This window comes from Maribacter ulvicola (assembly GCF_900155985.1).
GTDB lineage: Bacteria > Bacteroidota > Bacteroidia > Flavobacteriales > Flavobacteriaceae > Maribacter > Maribacter ulvicola.
In genome coordinates this window covers 869,099-888,214 of record NZ_FTMA01000001.1, presented here as the reverse complement: position 1 = coordinate 888,214, position 19,116 = coordinate 869,099, and the positions used below count along the sequence as shown (strand labels likewise).

Annotated in this window: 19 protein-coding genes; 17 read left to right on the top strand and 2 right to left on the bottom strand. The window is 36.6% G+C overall.

The window, feature by feature from the left end; translation table 11 throughout:
* Positions 1-207: 207 nt before the first annotated feature.
* The 3 genes from BW936_RS03840 to pth all read left to right on the top strand — a co-directional run bounded on the left by BW936_RS03840 (position 208) and on the right by pth (position 2,526).
* A complete protein-coding gene (locus BW936_RS03840) occupies positions 208-1,149 on the top strand; it encodes a ribose-phosphate pyrophosphokinase (protein ID WP_076546990.1) in 942 nt (313 codons plus the stop codon).
* Positions 1,150-1,190: 41 nt separating this feature from the next.
* Positions 1,191-1,811, top strand: coding sequence for a 50S ribosomal protein L25/general stress protein Ctc (locus BW936_RS03835; protein ID WP_076546989.1), 621 nt, complete (start codon positions 1,191-1,193; stop codon positions 1,809-1,811).
* Between the two features lie 85 nt (positions 1,812-1,896).
* Positions 1,897-2,526: an aminoacyl-tRNA hydrolase gene (pth, locus tag BW936_RS03830; protein ID WP_076546988.1), complete on the top strand. Its 630-nt coding sequence runs from the start codon at positions 1,897-1,899 to the stop codon at positions 2,524-2,526.
* Here pth and BW936_RS03825 read toward each other — a convergent pair.
* Complete coding sequence (locus BW936_RS03825) at positions 2,523-3,209, bottom strand: hypothetical protein (protein WP_244156160.1); 687 nt, start codon at positions 3,207-3,209, stop codon at positions 2,523-2,525. The genes pth and BW936_RS03825 overlap by 4 nt on opposite strands.
* On the bottom strand, positions 3,206-6,970 hold the full coding sequence (locus tag BW936_RS03820; protein ID WP_076546987.1) for a reprolysin-like metallopeptidase: 3,765 nt from the start codon (positions 6,968-6,970) through the stop codon (positions 3,206-3,208). Before BW936_RS03820 ends, BW936_RS03825 begins: the two co-directional genes overlap by 4 nt.
* A gap of 53 nt (positions 6,971-7,023) precedes the next feature.
* On the opposite strand from BW936_RS03820, the gene BW936_RS03815 reads away from it, so the two are divergent.
* The 14 genes from BW936_RS03815 (at position 7,024) to BW936_RS03750 (ending at position 19,114) form a co-directional block, all read left to right on the top strand.
* On the top strand, positions 7,024-7,950 hold the full coding sequence (locus BW936_RS03815) for a bifunctional riboflavin kinase/FAD synthetase (protein WP_076546986.1): 927 nt from the start codon (positions 7,024-7,026) through the stop codon (positions 7,948-7,950).
* Between the two features lie 2 nt (positions 7,951-7,952).
* On the top strand, positions 7,953-9,284 hold the full coding sequence (locus BW936_RS03810; RefSeq protein WP_076546985.1) for an HTTM domain-containing protein: 1,332 nt from the start codon (positions 7,953-7,955) through the stop codon (positions 9,282-9,284).
* A gap of 156 nt (positions 9,285-9,440) precedes the next feature.
* On the top strand, positions 9,441-10,712 hold the full coding sequence (gene serS / locus BW936_RS03805; RefSeq protein ID WP_076546984.1) for a serine--tRNA ligase: 1,272 nt from the start codon (positions 9,441-9,443) through the stop codon (positions 10,710-10,712).
* 155 nt (positions 10,713-10,867) lie between these two features.
* Entirely contained in the window at positions 10,868-11,194 is a 327-nt protein-coding gene (locus BW936_RS03800; protein ID WP_076546983.1) for a DMT family transporter, read from the top strand.
* 70 nt (positions 11,195-11,264) lie between these two features.
* Positions 11,265-13,052, top strand: a complete 1,788-nt coding sequence (locus BW936_RS03795) for a tetratricopeptide repeat protein (protein WP_076546982.1) — start codon at positions 11,265-11,267, stop codon at positions 13,050-13,052.
* Between the two features lie 75 nt (positions 13,053-13,127).
* Positions 13,128-13,760 (top strand): DUF4286 family protein, encoded by a 633-nt coding sequence (locus BW936_RS20100; protein WP_076546981.1) that lies wholly within the window; start codon positions 13,128-13,130, stop codon positions 13,758-13,760.
* A gap of 20 nt (positions 13,761-13,780) precedes the next feature.
* Entirely contained in the window at positions 13,781-14,647 is an 867-nt protein-coding gene (gene rsmA / locus BW936_RS03785; RefSeq protein ID WP_076546980.1) for a 16S rRNA (adenine(1518)-N(6)/adenine(1519)-N(6))-dimethyltransferase RsmA, read from the top strand.
* Positions 14,634-15,986: a magnesium transporter gene (mgtE, locus tag BW936_RS03780; RefSeq protein WP_076546979.1), complete on the top strand. Its 1,353-nt coding sequence runs from the start codon at positions 14,634-14,636 to the stop codon at positions 15,984-15,986. The genes rsmA and mgtE overlap by 14 nt, the downstream gene beginning before the upstream one ends.
* Before the next feature lie 118 nt (positions 15,987-16,104).
* Entirely contained in the window at positions 16,105-16,470 is a 366-nt protein-coding gene (locus BW936_RS03775; protein ID WP_076546978.1) for a cupin domain-containing protein, read from the top strand.
* A 10-nt stretch (positions 16,471-16,480) separates the two neighbouring features.
* Entirely contained in the window at positions 16,481-17,425 is a 945-nt protein-coding gene (locus BW936_RS03770) for a 2-hydroxyacid dehydrogenase (RefSeq protein ID WP_076546977.1), read from the top strand.
* 1 nt (position 17,426) lies between these two features.
* On the top strand, positions 17,427-17,882 hold the full coding sequence (locus BW936_RS03765) for a DUF1801 domain-containing protein (protein WP_076546976.1): 456 nt from the start codon (positions 17,427-17,429) through the stop codon (positions 17,880-17,882).
* 6 nt (positions 17,883-17,888) lie between these two features.
* On the top strand, positions 17,889-18,275 hold the full coding sequence (locus BW936_RS03760) for a VOC family protein (protein WP_076546975.1): 387 nt from the start codon (positions 17,889-17,891) through the stop codon (positions 18,273-18,275).
* Positions 18,276-18,330: 55 nt separating this feature from the next.
* Positions 18,331-18,711 carry a TM2 domain-containing protein gene (locus tag BW936_RS03755; RefSeq protein ID WP_076546974.1) on the top strand — a complete coding sequence of 127 codons (381 nt, stop codon included), beginning with the start codon at positions 18,331-18,333 and terminating at the stop codon, positions 18,709-18,711.
* A gap of 79 nt (positions 18,712-18,790) precedes the next feature.
* Positions 18,791-19,114 carry an ArsR/SmtB family transcription factor gene (locus tag BW936_RS03750; protein WP_076546973.1) on the top strand — a complete coding sequence of 108 codons (324 nt, stop codon included), beginning with the start codon at positions 18,791-18,793 and terminating at the stop codon, positions 19,112-19,114.
* The last annotated feature ends 2 nt before the right edge of the window (positions 19,115-19,116 follow it).

Below are 19,116 nucleotides of genomic sequence, written 5' to 3'. Positions count from 1 at the left end.
CCGCCACTCGAGCATATGTACCAGATAAAAACTGGCTCCCTTTTAAAACAGGACTGCAAAATTAAATAATATTTTTGTTTCTACCACTAAAAATATCAACATTTATGCATTATCAACCAAATTTAATTTTTAAATTTGCACCTCCTTAAAAACAAGGGCTTCTACAAATTTAAAGAAGCAACTGTTTGGAAAACAATATATAAAGACATGTCATACCAAGTTCCACAACCAAAAATATTTGCTTGTACCCAAAGTAAAGTCTTAGGAGAAAAAATTGCCAAAGCATATGGCACGGAACTAGGAAACGTTTTATTTTCAAGGTATAGCGACGGAGAGTTTCAACCATCTTTTGAAGAATCTATTCGTGGAACACGAATTTTTATCATTGGCTCTACACACCCTGGTCCAGAAAATTTAATGGAAATGCTACTGATGATAGATGCCGCAAAAAGAGCATCTGCACGTCATATTACAGCGGTCATGCCCTATTTTGGTTGGGCAAGACAAGACAGAAAGGATAAGCCTAGAGTACCAATTGCAGCAAAACTTGTTGCTAAAATGTTAGAAACTGCCGGTGCTACCAGAATTATCACCATGGATCTTCATGCAGACCAAATTCAAGGCTTCTTTGAAAAACCAGTAGACCATTTATTTGCGTCCACCTTGTTTTTACCCTATTTAAAAAATTTAGGATTAAAAAATTTAACTATAGCTTCTCCTGATATGGGAGGTTCAAAAAGAGCCTACGCTTATTCTAAAGCCTTAGATTGTGACGTAGTAGTGTGTTACAAGCAAAGAGCCGTAGCCAATGTAATTTCATACATGGAGTTAATTGGTGATGTAGAAGGAAAAAATGTTGTGCTTGTAGATGACATGGTAGATACGGCCGGAACATTGACAAAAGCTGCAGATTTAATGATGGAGCGTGGCGCTATTAGCGTTAGGGCAATTACTACACACGGATTATTATCTGGTAACGCATACGAAAAAATTGAGAACTCAAAATTAACGGAACTAATCGTTACAGATTCTATTCCGATCGAATTAAAGAGTGACAAAGTAAGGGTATTAAGTTGTGCCAATCTATTTGCCGAAGTAATGGATAGAGTACACAACAATAACTCTATTTCTTCTAAGTTCTTAATGTAGTTTAGAAGCCAAAACAAGAATATTAATTTTTAATACATATAATGAAGTCAATTACAATTAAAGGATCAGAAAGAGAAAGCGTGGGCAAAAAGGCAACGAAAGCCCTACGTAATGCTGGAAAGGTTCCTTGCGTGGTATACGGAGGGGAAAAACCATTACATTTTTCAGCAGATGAACTAGCGTTCAGAGACTTGGTTTACACTCCAAATGCACACACAGTTGCAATTGAGCTGGAAGGTAGCCAAACTGTTAACGCGGTATTACAGGACATTCAATTTCACCCGGTAACAGACGCAATCATCCATATTGATTTTTATCAATTATTCGATGATAAAATGGTTACTATGAATATTCCTGTTAGATTACAAGGAAGTTCACCAGGTGTACGAAACGGTGGTCGTTTATTATTTAGAAAACGTAAACTTGCGATCAAAGCTTTACCAAGTAAATTACCAGATTTCTTTGATATCGATCTTTCTAAATTGAAAATTGGTCAAAATATCGCTGTTGCATCATTATTGAATGATGATTTCACCATCTTACACCCAGAAAACCAAGTAGTTGTACAGGTTAAAACTGCACGTACCGCTGTTGTTACTGACGATGAAGATGAAGAAGGAGAAGAAGGTGCTGAAGGTGCTTCTGAAGCATCTCAAGAATAGATCTTACCGTTTAAAATTCATAATTAAGCATCCTGATACTAGTATCAGGATGCTTTTGTATTTTTGCACCTTAAATTAAATACCGATGTTCAAGTTTTTAAAATCTCTTTTTACAAAACAGAACACAATTACAGAAGAGAAAGATTCCATGAAGAAATTTTTAATTGTTGGCCTTGGCAATATCGGAGACGAATATGCAGAAACCCGTCATAATATTGGTTTTAAAATTCTAGATGAAGTGGCGCAAGCAAACGATTTTACCTTTGAAACCGTAAAACTTGGCGATATTGGTTCTTACAAAGTAAAAGGCAGAACAATCATATGCCTTAAACCCTCTACTTACATGAACCGTAGCGGTAAAGCATTAAAGTATTGGATGGATAAGGAAAACATACCACAAAGCAATGTTTTAGTAATAACCGATGATATCAATTTACCTTTTGGAACCATTCGTATTAAGACAAAAGGAAGCAACGGAGGTCATAACGGATTAAAGGACATAGAACTATTTCTTCAAACCATATTATACAACAGGTATAGATTTGGTGTTGGAGCTGATTTTGGCAAAGGAAGACAGGTAGAATACGTATTAGGGCAATGGAACGATGAAGAAAAAGCATTAATGCCAGAGCGTTTAAAAAAATCTACCGAAATTATAAATTCATTCGTATTAGCGGGCATTGCAAGAACAATGAATCAATTCAACAACTCTTAAAGCACTTTAAAGGCATACACTCCGGAATCTGATTTATTCCCTTCTTCATCAACTGCAACCACCTTCCAGTAATAAACAGTTGCCGAAGTTACCGACACTTTTATAGTCGTTATCTCTGAAGATACGGCACGTATTAAATTTACAGGAGGCGTTTCTACCGAGAAATAAACCTCATAACTAGCAAGGTCATCATCTAAATCAGATCCAGACCATGACAGTTCTACCTCGTTATTAATATCTTTAAAAACATTCTCTGACGACCCCGGCGTTATTATAGTAGCCGGAAATGGTGCATAGGTTGCTCTTGAACCTGCATTATAAAAATACCACTGCTCACTTGATACTGTTTCTTCCGTCTCACTATTTCTTGAACGTACAAACCAAGAAAATTGTTCTCCTTTGGCCAATGGCAGTTTTGCCGAATTTGAAGTAGACACAATAGTTTGCACTATTCCTGTAGCTATATTAGTAACGCGCAACTCATATGTTTCTGTATGATCTGCCAAAGCCCAACGAAACTCCACCTGACTAATTTCCTCACCTAAACTTACACCTGTAGTACATTCAGAATTTTCTTCAGGAAAAACCAACAATGCAGCTTCTGGTGAATGGGCATTACTTTTCTTTTTACAGCTGGTAACCGACATCAACAAACATAACATAAGTACTAAAAAGCGCATCATTCCTTAATTACTTTAGATGTTCCGTTAATTGTTCTACCCTCATATTTTAAATAATACATACCCGCAGCAAGTGCACTTAAATCTAGCTGCACTGCTCCGCCCATCACCATAATCGTCTTCTTAGAAATATATCTACCATCCGCACTAAAAATACTTAGGGTCACCTCTTCTTGCTGCGCACCTAAATATACCTCTACTATATCTTTCACCGGGTTTGGATAGACTACCGGTTCTACATAAAAACCTATTTGCTCTTCATACACTCCTTGGCAAGGTATATCCGTATATACTTTCAACGTATTTAACCCCTTACTCAGATCCAACACTATAGCTGCTTCTTGGGTCTGTACGGCAATACCGTTTAATTCAATGGTATAAAAGGATGAACCATCCATTTCAAGTGTTACCTGAGAGCCATCTACCGAAATTTTTGAGCCTACACTGAGCGGCGAAGGTTCAGTTATCTGCACTTCAACACAATATTCTTGATACGTTACCATGCCATCAGTACCCGTTATACATATAGTATAGGTACCTGACCCTAAATTTGCCAAATTAAAGACATTTGAAAAATTTTGGGTTAAATTTAATCCGTTACCCGAAACTACCACCTGATAATCTAACGATAGTTTAGGGAGAATTGTTAATGAGCCATCATTATTATCACTACAGGTTTCACTTTCTAAACTCACGATAAAGTTCTCTGCCGGAAAACGGTAAATAGCACAACCCGAAGCATCTACTTCTTGGCCAAAAGGTGTTCCTAAACATAAATCATTACCATCATCAAATACCCCGTCTTTATCAACATCCGGCCTAAAATCTCCCTCTACACAAGCCTCAAGAACAAAGGACTTTAAACTACCACCATCAGAAGGCGCGTTATCCTTTACCTCTAAAATCCACTCACCTAATATCGATTCTCCGTTGAACGAACTTAAACTTCCCAAAGGTTTCACTGAACCACTGATACCAGGGCTAACCCCACAAGTAAAAGCCGGACCATCATCATCAAAAGTGGCATTAATATCTCTTGAATCTCCACAAGAATTAGAAACCAACGTCACCGTAGTACCTGCCGGTGACGTTAGGCTCACGACCAAATCGGCTAAAAAGGTATGCTCAATGTTTAACTGTACATTTATATCTGCAACAGGTAAATCTTCAAAGAACACAACTTTAGAAGTAATTACCGGTGTACCACTACTAGAAATGGCAATTGGCATACCTGTAGCACTTTTTGTTGCACAATTAAACTGTACCGTAGAAAAGCTATATGGAGCGCTAAAAACACCTTCCCCACAATCATTTATTGGTTTAACCCTCCAAAAATAGGTGCTATTATTTTCTAAAAGTGTAGGCGAGAACGAATTACCGTTTACCGTACTAGATTCTACAATAGTGTTAAATGTGTTATCATCCGCAATCTGTACATCATAGCGCGTATTCCCAACGGATGCTTCCCATGTCAATAACACATCGGTAGATGCATTCTCAAAATTATCTGTTGGCGAAATCAAATTTATTTCGTCAAAATTATCGTCATATATTCTTAGCTGCACTGTTATCTCTTTGGTAACGGTATCTGCAGTTGCTAAAACCCGAACAGGATAAACACCTGGATCTACGGTAGAAACCCCATCAAATTCAACGGTAACCAAGGTATTGTCAGCATTTGCAAAAGCAGGTGTAAAAGCGACCGTTAAACCTATGGGCAAATCAAGTACACTAAAAGTACTTTCTTCATTGAAACCTAAATCGGTTTCATACGTAAAGTTTACACTTAGGTTATTGGGTTTACAAATATCAAAAACGACCTCATCAAAATCAAGTACGATCTCTGATGGCGTAATAGAAAAATCAACAGCATTGACAGCAAAGAAAATATTGTCATCAGCTTTAACCATAATGCGTCCGGCACTGGTCGCAATATTGGGTATAATGATTGCTTGGCTACCATCGTTTAACGTATTTTCCGTTAATGCAACAGGATAGGTCATACCACTATCTGTGGATAAAAATACAGATACCGTTTCAGCCTTTACCGGTAAAATATCAGTATGGGCAACATCCCATGTTATAGTTTGAACCGACCCAGCTTCAAAAGAAGCTTCGGCATTTTGGGAAGTGACCAAAAACGGTCCGGCTTCATTTACTACAGAAACCGTCATCTCGTCTGAATCTGACTGTCCGCCATTTAAAGCATTATCTCTAACGGTCAATGAAAAGTTTAAATCACGCCCCACGTTAGAAAGAGTTTCCCATGCAGAACCGGAAGTTGGTACGGTTTGCGTTAACGCTCCTGCTAAAATTCTCTCTAAATTAGGAAAATACCTTTCTGATGTCAGCTTAGGAGGTAAAGACCTAAAATTTGCACCGGCCGGATTATCCGATCCAAAGGTAGCCTGCGTTACTATTCCATTATCAATCTGTTCCCAGGCATAGCTAAGTACATCTAGAACATCAACATCATTTGCTTCTCCCTTGAGAACGAAGGGAGTTCCTTTTGGTATAATGTAATCTTCCAACGGGGTTACCGTTGGCGGATTGTTTGTAAGCACCTCTGCCACACCACATGAAATTGTGGCTAAGTATTCCTGTATTTGAACAATACTTACATAATGAAAGTAATCATCACTATTAGCGGCCACATTATTGTTACCCGTTATACCTGCATACCCCATTATAGTGGTTCCGCTAGCTGGCTCTACTTGAACCATAGTGCCTTCAGATGTATGAGAAAAAGAGTGATTTGCTCCAAATTGATGCCCCATTTCATGGGCCACCAAATCAATATCAAAAGCATCGCCCACGGGAGAGGACAATGTAGTATATCCGCTACCTTTTCTCCCATCTACACAAACAGCCCCAATAAAGCCAGAATTGCCATCTAATGCGTTTTTTTGCTGATTAAATAAATGGCCTATATCATAATTAGCCTCCCCAATAACACTGGTTAAGGTATTTTGAACTTGAGAGCTTAAACTACCGGTATAGGGATCCGTTTCTGCATTTGTATAAATGACCAAATCCGTATTGGCAATCAACTCTAACGTTATTGCCAGATCTCGTTCAAAAACCGCATTGATTCTTGTTAAAGTAGCATTAATAGCAGCAAGAGCATCTGCCTTTGTACCACCATGAAATGCAGTATATTCACCCGAAGCAGAAATGGCCACCCTAAACTTTCTTAATGTTTGATTATCTACTAGTTTAGCGGTAAGGTTCTGTGAATATTCTTTTATTTCGGGCAAAGTCTTACAGATAAAATCAACATCACGCTCTTCTTGCTGTGTTCTTCTGTATAGTACATAGATATCTCCGGCAGATTTTTGCATGAACAGCCCCCCGTTTTCTCCAGAGGTACTAATTGTACTTTGAATGCCTTTGTGAGAAACGCTAAATCTAATTTGCTTAGTAGCATCATGTAAGGCAATACCTTTATAAGATTTTATAGCCGGGTACTTTAATGCAAGCTCCTCCGAAAAAAGATGTGCATTCTCTACCAAAAAGGGAACTAACTTACCGCTTTCATCTGGAAAATACATGATTTTAGAAGTTTCGTTCTTTGTAAGTGCCCGTAAAAACAGTTGTTGGTTTAGTGTATAAGCCGTTCCTGTATTTACCTTTAACTTCTGTTTTGTAAATTGCTTGGCCGCCGTGTTCAATTCGGTATTTTTCCAATAACCAGTTTGTGCCATACCGGAAAAGGAAAGAAATACCATGGTAATTGTAAAAACTAGGCGTAATTTTGCAATCATTAAGAGGCTTTTAACTCAAAATCAAATATAAGTCTTTTTATTTTCTATCATAGGTGATTACAGTCCGCGACATTTCCAAATATAAAGAAGAACACCCTACGGTCATTACCATAGGCACCTTTGATGGTGTGCATATAGGCCACCTTAAAATACTTAATAAAATCATAAACCATGCCAAGAGTTCTGAACTGAAATCTTCGGTGCTTACGTTTTTTCCGCATCCTAGAATGGTTTTACAAAAAGACACCAATATAAAACTGTTGAATACTATTGAGGAAAAAATTAGTATTTTAGAGAAGCTTGGTCTTGATATCCTTATCATTCATCCGTTCACAAAAAAATTCTCTAGACTTACGTCAACTGAATTTGTTCGCGATATGCTTGTAAACACTTTAAAGATCAAAAAAGTGATTATAGGTTACGATCATAGATTTGGGCGTAATAGAAATGCCAACATCACGGATTTGATCACTTTTGGTAGCACATATGATTTTTCGGTAGATGAAATACCTGCGCAAGAAATAGACGATGTATCTGTTAGTTCTACTAAAATTAGAAAAGCACTAGAAGCTGGTGATATAGAAACCGCCAATAGTTACCTAGGTTATGAATATATGCTTACGGGCACAATTATTAAAGGCAAGGGCATTGGTAAACAATTAGGATACCCCACTGCCAACCTCTCTATTGCAGAAGATTATAAACTTATTCCAAAAAACGGCGCGTATATTGTAAACAGCATCATCAACGGAAAAACTGTTTATGGTATGATGAATATTGGTTTTAACCCAACTGTCAACGGTACCGAAAAATCTATCGAAATCAATTTTTTCAATTTTGATTCAGATTTGTACGATTTAAAAATTCAAGTTAATATTTTGGTTCGCTTACGAGATGAACATAAATTTGAATCTGTTGATGCCTTAAAGGCACAGTTGGCCAAAGACAAAGAAAAATCACTACACTATATTAATCAGTAATTATGCTCCATAGGTTATTATTTCAACGTATAGATAATAGCTCATTAATCATTTTTCGCATATTCTTTGGCATTCTAGTTTCATTAGAATGTTTTGGCGCCATTGCTACCGGTTGGGTGCATAGAAATTTAATAGCCCCCAAATATAAATTTCCCTTTATAGATTTTGACTTTCTACAGCCGTTACCAGGGTACGGCATGTATTTCTACTTTGGCATTATGGGTTTAATGGGACTATTTATTGCGGTAGGCTATAGGTATCGTGCAAGTATCATTACGTTTACAATACTATGGACCGCAACATATTTAATGCAAAAAACGGCATATAACAATCACTACTACCTCCTTATTTTAATCTCAGGTATCATGTGTTTTTTTCCTGCGGAAAGGGGCAGTTCATTAGATGTAAAGCGAAATCCGAAGCTAGAAAGCAACTCCATGTACGCCTATATAAAATGGATCGTTGTATTGCAGCTACTCATTGTATACGTGTACGCCTCTATAGCTAAAATGTACGGAGATTGGTTAGATTTCAGCACTATTGAAGTGCTAATGAGATCTAGAAAAAACTATTGGCTTGTTGGTGAGATTTTGCAAGAAAAATGGATTCATAAGATTATTGGTTCAGTAGGTATATTGTTCGATTTGCTGATAGTACCCGCCCTGCTTTGGAAACCTACACGAAAAGTTGCTTTCTTTTTATCCGTATTTTTTCATTTGTTCAATTCCATCATTTTTCAAATAGGAATTTTCCCCTATTTATCTATTGCCTTTAGTGTATTCTTTTTTGAACCAGAAACCATTCGTAAACTATTCTTTAAAACCAAGGTACCATTTATGGCCTCTGGGATAGTTATTCCAAAAAACAAAAACATGGTATTGATAACGGGTGCCATGTATTTCACCATACAATTACTCTTACCTATTAGGCATTATGCTTTTACAGATGATGTATTATGGAATGAAGAAGGTCATAGAATGAGCTGGCGAATGATGCTACGTAGCAGACAGGGCAAAGGCACCTTTAAAGTAGTAGATAATGACACTAAAGAAGAGTTTATAATTCAACCAAAGAATTATGTATCTCGTGGTCAAGAGCGAAAAATTTTTGCCTATCCTGATTTTGCGTGGCAGTTTGCTCAATATCTAGAACAAGAATTTGCCGAACAACATAGGGAAGTATCCGTATACCTAGAAAATTCAAAAATAAGTATAAACCGCAAGCCTTATAAGCCGTTCATTGATCCAAAAACCAATTTAGCGGCAGAAGAGTGGTACCACACCAAACATCATAATTGGATCCTACCCTCTAACAACCATACCTCTGAGAATTAGTTTTCAGCTTTTAAATTCCATTTTTAATTTCCTCTAAAACTTGAGAACTTAAAACCAGAATGACCAAAAACTAGAATAATCGTTGATTAGTCATTAAAAATGTCCCTTAAAACTTTAAGATTAATGTAAATTTGCTCCTAAATTCAATACATCAAAATGCTACAAATACAAACCATTAGAGATAATCAAGAAGATATTATCCTAGCCCTTGGAAAAAGAAATATTGATGCACAACCCTTAATTGAAAAAGTACTTCTATTAGATGAAAACAGACGTGCCGCTCAAACCAGGTTGGACAACGTTTTGGCAGAGTCCAACAAAATTTCCAAAGAGATTGGTGTATTGTACAAAACCGGAAAAGCTGATGAAGCCAATTCATTAAAAGAACAAACAGCTAAGCTAAAAGAAGAATCCAAGCAATTAAGTGAAGATTTAAACAAAGCCGGTGAAGAGCTACAAACCCTTCTTTACCAATTACCGAATGCGCCGCACACTTCTGTAAAAAAAGGTTCTTCTGAAGAGGATAATGAAGAAATATTCAGTGAAGGAGAAGTACCCAAATTAGAGGAAGCTTCATTACCGCATTGGGAGTTGGCGAAGAAATATGATATTATAGATTTTGAATTAGGTGTTAAAATAGCTGGTGCAGGTTTTCCCGTTTACAAAGGAAAAGGTGCCCGTTTACAGCGTGCTTTAATTGCCTATTTCCTTGATAAAAATACCGAAGCAGGCTATACTGAAATTCAGGTTCCACACTTAGTAAACGAATTATCTGGTTATGGCACAGGACAATTACCAGATAAAGAAGGGCAAATGTATCATGTAACTGCAGATGACCTGTATTTAATACCAACTGCTGAAGTTCCCGTTACCAACATTTTTAGAGACGTAATCGTAAACGAAAGTGATTTTCCAATTACATACACAGGCTACACGCCTTGCTTTAGAAGAGAAGCAGGTAGTTATGGTGCGCATGTACGCGGTCTAAACAGATTACACCAATTCGACAAAGTTGAAATTGTACGTGTAGAACACCCTACAAAATCTTACGATGCCTTAGATGGCATGGTTGAGCATGTAAAGAATATTCTAAGAGAATTAAAATTACCATACCGTATTCTAAGACTTTGTGGTGGTGATTTAGGATTTACCGCTGCGCTTACTTTTGATTTTGAAGTATTCTCAACAGCACAGGACCGTTGGTTAGAGATCAGCTCTGTTTCTAATTTTGAAACTTACCAAGCCAACAGACTAAAGTTGCGTTTTAAAGATGAAAACGGTAAAAACCAACTAGCCCATACATTAAACGGAAGTTCTTTAGCATTGCCACGTGTTTTAGCGGGAATTTTAGAAAACTACCAAACTGCAGATGGCATTAAAATTCCAGAGGTATTAGTTCCATACTGTGGTTTTGATATGATTGATTAAGCAGATTATACGAATATGGCTTGTCTGAATTTTAAAGCCTAAAAAAAAACAGTTAAACACCATGAAAACTCTTTTTCATGGTGTTTTTTTTATGATTTCAATATTACTTAAATAGGATTAAAACTGCGAACTTTACTTTAAAAATATCATACGTTATGAATTGGATATTATTAGTCATTGCCGGACTTTTCGAAGTTGCTTTTGCTTTCTGTTTAGGAAAAGCAAAAGAAGCAACCGGTAACGAGATGTACATGTGGTATCTTGGGTTCTTGGTGACCCTTGCAATAAGTATGGTTCTTTTAGTTAAAGCAACACAGGCATTACCAATAGGTACCGCTTATGCCGTGTGGACAGGTATTGGTGCCGTAGGCACGGTACTTGTAGGAATATTTGTATTCAAAGAACCGGCAACCTTTTTGCGTATTCTTTTCATTACTACTTTAATTGGTTCTATAATTGGGCTAAAAGTAGTATCACACTAGCAATTGTGCATTCTATAGCTTGTTGTCAAAGCATTAACAACAACTTACTGCAATCTATGTATCTTTGAATATGCGCTTTATCTTTTTCATATTAACATATATCGCTCTCTCTACATTTGCCTTTGCCCAAGATGATTTCTTGGCTAAGCAATATTTTGCGGATGGTGATTTTGAAAAAGCCCTGGTTTTTTACGAAAAATTAGTGGAGAAAAACCCACGGAGAACAGAGTATGTTCAAAATCTGGTTTCCTGCTATCAGCAATTAGAAAAGTACCAAGAAGCAGAAGATTTTTTAAATAAGCGCTTGAAAGACCGTAATCCTTACCCTACTTTACTCATAGATCTTGGTTATAACTATACACTACAAGAGAACGAGGAAATGGCACACACCTATTATAAAAAAGCGCTGGACATTATACCTAAAAACCCCAATTATGGATATGCTTTAGGTCTTCAGTTCCAAAAATATAGCCTATTAGACTTGGCTATTAAAGCTTTTAAGAAATCAATGGAATTGAATCCTGCTTTAAATTTCAATTTTCAAATGGCAAGAATTTATGGGGAACAGGGTAATGTTGAAGCCATGTACAATTCTTACCTAAACCTTGTTATAGATGGCAAAACATCTAAATCTAATATTCTAAGAAGTATACATGATTTTATCTCTGAAGATGCAGCGGATAAAAATAATATCCTATTAAAAAAAGTATTGTTAGAGCGAGCACAGAAAAACCCTGATGTACTTTGGAACGAGCTTTTGAGTTGGCTATTCATTCAGCAAAAGCAATATAGCAGTGCATTTAGACAAGAAAAAGCGATTTTTAAGCGTATAAACGGAAGTTCAACCACAAGGTTAGAAAATTTAGGCAATAATGCTCTGGCTAATGAAGAGTATGATACTGCAAAAGATATCTACAGTTACATCATTGAAAACACCAGCAACAAGATTACCCAATTAAATGCAGAACTAAATCTTATTGACATTGATTTACTAAATGCCAAGAACGGACAGTTAGATGCTATTCAAAAAAAGTACGACGCCCTTGTAGCTGTTTACGGCTACAAATCGCAATCATTACAGCTTCAAGTTGCCTACGCAAATTTTCTTACGTTTAAAAAGAACGATCCAGCACCTGCAGAGAAATTGCTGAAGAAGAGCTTAGAATTACCCTTAAGCGATAGAGGTACCGCATATTTAAAACTGGCACTAGGTGATATTTTGGTGTATGATAAAAAATTTAACGAAGCACTTATCTATTTTTCTCAGATTCAGCAAAAACTGAAAAACGATGTTTTAGGTCAAGATGCTCGTTTTAAGGTGGCGCAAACCAGTTTTTACAAAGGTGATTTTGATTGGGCTTTAACACAATTAAAAGTCCTAAGGAGTTCTACTTCTCAGCTAGTAGCAAATGATGCTATGCAGTTGAGCCTATTGATATCGGACAATTCATTGGAAGACTCTACACAAACCGCATTGAAAAAATATGCTAGGGCAGATTTTTTAGCCTATCAGAATAAAACCAATGAAGCCATTACCGCATTGGGAGATATTTTGGAAAACCATAAGGGCGAAAAAATTGAAGATGAAGCACTCTTAAAACAAGCGCAACTTTTTGAAAAGCAAAAGAAGTTCGAAGATGCCCAATTAAACTATCAAAAAATCATCACATTTTATGGCAATGGAATTCTTGCCGATGATGCCTATTATGCCTTGGGAGAACTTTACCGTAAAGAATTCAACGACCCTGTAAAGGCAAAAGAACAGTACGAGAAAATTATTTATAATTATCAAGATAGCTACTACTTTCCCGAAGCCCGTAAAAACTTTAGAATTTTAAGGGGAGACGCCATAAATTAAAATCGCACGGTATCAAATTCGTTATACGACCTAGTTGAACTAACTTTGCAATTCAAATAGAACTTGATATAACGCATGTATATATATAACGTTACCACTAACATAGAAGAAACAGCCCACGATACTTGGTTGCAATGGATGAAAGAAACGCATATACCGCAAGTGCTTTCTACCGGTAAATTCTTAAGTGCAAAATTTACCAAGGTATTGGTAGAAGAAGATATGGGCGGCTTTACGTATTCCGTTCAGTACACCGTACCGGACAAAGCAACCTTAGAAAGATATTATGAAGAAGACGCGCCGGCATTAATAGAAGGTATTCAAAAGAAGTTTGCCGGTCAATTGGTTTCTTTTAATACAGAATTAGAAGTCGTAGATGAATTTTTTGTTCAAAGAAGTACCAATACCCACTTTATATTCACTTACGGAACTTTACAGGAAAGAGAAATACAACTTGGAATTTTCGCCAGACCCTTAAACGGATTTGAAGATAAATTGCCTTTATATGCAATATCTGAAAACAAAGTAGCAGACCGCTACCCTACTTTACAATATACAGGAAAAGAAGAAGATGCAATTACAGGCCAAGTATATACCCTTACTCACCAAGAGTTACAAAAAGCCGATATTTACGAGGGCGAAGCTTACGAAAGAATTCAGATCCAATTGGCTTCTGGAAAAAATGCATGGGTCTATATAGCAAAATAAGGCACCGTTAAAAAAGAGGTATGGGAACGAAAAGAAAAAAGAACAAAGGTGATAAGTATACGCACAAAAAGCATCATGAAAAAGGTCCCGTAAAAGCAAAAAAACATTTAGGTCAACATTTCTTAAAAGATGAGGATATTGCGAGACAAATTGCCGAAACACTATTACAAAAAGAGTATAAGAATGTCATAGAAATTGGTCCCGGAACCGGTGTTTTAACCAAGTATCTTTTGTTAAACGATAGCAATTTGGTGGCTATGGATTTAGATACCGAATCTATTGACTACCTTAATGAGGCTTTCCCCTTGGAACATCCAAAAGCATTTGAAGGCAAAGGCTCTTTTAAAGTTATTGAAGCAGATTTTCTTAACTTTGATATTTCAACCTTGTTCGGTGAAGAGCAGTTTGGTATTACCGGCAATTTCCCATATAATATATCTACACAGATTGTATTTAAGATGTTGGAGCTACGCCATCAGATTCCTGAATTTTCAGGGATGTTCCAAAAAGAGGTGGCACAACGTATTTGTTCACCAGAAGGCAGTAAGGCGTACGGTATTCTCTCCGTTTTGGCACAAGCGTTTTATAATGCTGAATACCTTTTTACGGTAGAACCAGATGTTTTTGACCCTCCACCAAAAGTACAATCCGGAGTTTTAAGATTAACGCGTAAAGCTAATTTTGAACTTTCGTGCGATGAACAATTACTTTACAGAGTTGTAAAAACGGCTTTTAATCAACGTAGAAAGACATTACGTAATAGTTTAAAAACTTTTTCATTATCAGATAATCTCAAAGAAGATACTATATTTGACCTTAGACCAGAACAGTTGGCGGTTGAAGATTTTATAGCTTTGACGAACAAAATAGCAGATGACACCCTTTAAGCTCACTGAAGAATTTGTAGTAGAAATAGAACAGCTCATTGAACATAACAATGATACTGAACTCAATTCTATGCTAGGTGCCGTGCACTATGCCGATGTTGCCGAAATCATCAATGAATTAGACAAGGATAAAGCTACCTATCTTATTAAGTTATTGGACAGTGACAAAACTTCTGATGTACTTACCGAGCTAGATGAAGATGTCCGTGAAGCTATATTAAGTAGCCTATCTACAAAAGAAATTGCCGGCGAGCTAGAGGAACTGGACACCGATGATGCCGCAGATATTATTGGTGAGCTTCCAAAAGACCAGATACAGGACGTAATCTCTAAAATTGAAGATAGGGAACACGCCAAAGATATTGTTGACCTTTTAAGATATGCAGATGATTCCGCTGGTGGACTTATGGCAAAAGAGCTTGTAAAGGTCAACGAGAACTGGAACGTACTTACTTGTGTTAAAGAAATGCGCACACAGGCAGAGAATGTAACCCGTGTACATTCTATTTATGTGGTTGATGATGAGGATAAACTAAAAGGTAGGCTATCCCTAAAAGATTTATTAACTACCTCTACCAAAACCCACATAAAGGACGTATTCATTAAAAACGTTGATTCTGTCAATGTCAATGAAGACCCAGAAGAGGTGGCAAGAATAATGAGCAAGTATGATTTAGAAGCCATACCTGTAGTTGATGAAATTGGCAGATTGGTAGGTCGTATTACTATTGATGATATAGTAGATGTCATCAAAGAAGAAGCAGAACGAGATTACCAAATGGCGGCAGGTATATCTCAAGATGTAGAAGCTGATGACAGTATTTGGGATCTTACACGTGCGCGTTTGCCATGGCTAATTCTAGGTCTTTTTGGTGGCGCAGCGGCAGCGGTAATTATGGGTGGTTTTGAAGAAATGTTTCGCGAATACACCGTACTATTCCTATTTACACCATTAATAGCCGCTATGGCCGGTAACGTAGGCGTACAGTCTAGCGCTATTATTGTTCAGGGTTTGGCCAATGATGATATCAAAGGAAGTATCGGTAGTCGTTTAATCAAAGAAATGCTCTTAGCATTACTTAATGGTTTTATTCTTTCATGCCTACTACTCATTTTTACATGGATTTGGAAGGGAGATTTCCCCACCTCGTTGGCAATTTCTGTTTCCTTAATTGCAGTCATCGTAGTAGCCGGATTCATTGGTACTTTCGTCCCGCTATTTTTAGATAAAAGAGGCATAGATCCCGCCATTGCAACAGGACCATTTATTACTACAAGTAATGACATTTTCGGTATCTTAATTTATTTCTCTATAGCCAAGTTAATTTTGGGTATTTAATAAACTACTGGCTGTCTTATTGGATTAATAGGGCTTTTCGTATATTATTACATTAATTTTCATTGAAAAACAATTTGACCTTCTTTTTACCAAAATATAAGATAGAATAGTCACGCCCATGAAAAGTATCAATCTAAAAGAAAAATACGAAGCCGTAGATGGGCATTGGCATCCACACCAAATAGGTGTTGTAGATAATATGCAGGTATTACTGGCAAAACTAAAAGGTGAATTTGTATGGCATTCTCACGAGAATGAAGATGAGCTTTTTCAAGTAGTAAAAGGCACGTTACACATGCAATTTAGAGACCGCATAGAAGTAGTACAACAAGGTGAAATTATTATAGTCCCCAAAGGAGTTGAACATTGCCCTATGACCAAAAATGATGAAGAAGTACAGGTTATGCTTTTTGAAAAATCAAGCACTTCTCATACCGGAAACGTTAAAGACGAAAAAACAAAAACAGATTACCCCAAAATATAATTGAGCATAAATGAAAGTATTACACGTAGATATAAATCACCCATTGATCATTGAACAATTCTCTGAATTAGGTTTTCAGAACGATGAAGATTATAGCTCGACCAAAGAACAGATCGAAGCGAAGATTGGAGACTACAACGGCCTCATTATTCGCAGTAGGTTTACTATTGATGCACAGTTTTTAGATAAAGCAAAAAAACTGAAATTTATAGGGAGACTAGGTGCGGGTCTCGAAAATATTGACACAAAACATGCCAAATCTCTTGGTATTTTTCTTGCTGCTGCACCAGAAGGTAATCGTAATGCCGTTGGTGAACATGCGTTAGGTATGCTTTTATCGCTCTTTAACAAATTAAATACCGCAGATAAAGAAGTTAGAAGTGGCAAATGGGACCGTGAAGGCAACCGTGGCATAGAACTAGAAGGCAAAGTAGTAGGTATTATAGGATATGGTAATATGGGTAAAGCCTTTGCTAAAAAATTACAAGGTTTTGATGTAGAAGAAGTTATTTGCTATGATATTAAAGGTGGTGTAGAAGATGATAATGCACGCCAAGTAGGTATTATGGAATTCCAAAATAGGGCTGATGTTATAAGTCTACATGTACCACAAACCGAATTAACCATTGGCATGGTCAATGCCGAGTTTCTAGAAAAATTCAATAAACCCATTTGGATCATCAATACCGCCAGAGGCAAATGTATTATAACCACAGATTTGGTCAATGCCTTAAAATCAGGTAAAGTTCTTGGTGCAGGTTTAGATGTACTGGAATATGAAAAAGCCTCTTTTGAAAATATGTTTACAGATGATAATTTACCCGAAGCATTTCAATACCTAATTAATTCTGACCAAGTAATACTATCACCTCACGTAGCAGGTTGGACAGTAGAAAGCAAAATAAAACTGGCCCAAACGGTGGTAGATAAAGTAAAAGCTAAATTTTTAGAGTGATATGAAATACGAAGCCAACACTCCAAACGAGTATATTGCCCAATTACCACCAGAACGCAAAGTGGTAATTGAAAAACTAAGAGGTATTATTTTAAAAAATTTACCCAATGGTTTTGAAGAGCAATTAAGTTATGGCATGTTGGGCTATGTAGTGCCACATTCTATATATGCGGCAGGCTATCATGTAAAACCAGAACTACCATTACCTTTTATCAATTTAGCTTCACAAAAGAATTTTATTGCACTGTACCATTCAGGCATTTACGCAGATATTTCGCTAATGAATTGGTTTAAGAACAAATACCCCATACACTGCAAACGCAAACTAGATATGGGTAAAAGTTGTATTCGGTTTAAAAACATGGATGATATTCCGTATAAGCTTATTGCCGAATTATGTACCAAAATGACGCCCCAACAATGGATTGATTTATACGAGAATAATATCAAAAAATAGATAGCTATGAAAAAAAGAGTAACAGGATTAGGCGGATTCTTCTTTAAAACAAAAGATCCTGACCATTCTAAAAATTGGTATAATAAACATTTAGGGCTGAATACAGATCAATACGGTTGTACTTTTTGGTGGAAAGACAAAGAAGGCAATGATTGCTCAACACAATGGAGTCCAATGAACGCAGATACAGAATATTTCAATCCTAGCCAATCTAGTTTTATGATGAATTTTAGGGTTGAAAATCTTGTGGAATTACTAAAAGTGCTAAAGGAAGAGGGTGTAACAGTGGTAGGTGAAATTCAAGAATTTGAATATGGAAAATTCGGTTGGATTTTAGATCCCGACGGAAATAAGCTAGAACTTTGGGAACCAATAGATAAAGCATTTTTATGATGTTAAAATAATCGCTACATTTATCGCTTATAATAACCACCAAACAACAATTAAAATGTCAGAAGAAAATAAAGATTTCGGAGATAAAGCAGAAGAATCTACAAAAGAATTTAGCGATGGGGCTAAAAAAACCGCGGATGAATTTACTGCAGGGGCAAGAGAAGCTTTCAGTGGAGCTGGAGGCGAAAACAAAAAAATGCTAGCCGGTATATTGGCTATTGTAATAGGTTCATTAGGTATTCACAAGTTTATTTTAGGATATCAAAAAGAAGGTATTATAATGCTAGTTATCACTCTTGTATTAGGGGCGGTAACATGTGGTATCGGTGCATCTGCCATGTGGGTAGTTGGCATTATTGAAGGCATCATATACCTAACCAAATCTGACGAAGAATTTTACAATACATACCAGGTAGGTAAAAAACCTTGGTTCTAAATAACTTAAGCCAGATAAAACATTATCTGGCTTTTTTTATATACTTTATTATCGCAATATAGCAATATCCAAATACAAAATGGGAATAACCAAAACGCAAATATTCAATGCAGAGCAGAATGAACTCGCAGTTATTTTCAAGGTCCTCTCCAACCCTGCACGAATTGCTATTTTACAATATATAAGTCAGCAAGATGCGTGTATTTGCAATGATATTGTTGATGAAATAGGTTTAGCTCAGCCTACTATTTCACAGCATTTAAAAGAGCTTAAGAGTATAGATTTAATTAGAGGCGAAATAGAAGGTAAAACAGTATGCTACTGTATTCATCTACCAAAATGGACAGCGGTACAAGCATCACTAAATTCTTTCTTCGACACCACTAAAAGCAATTGTTGTTAAAA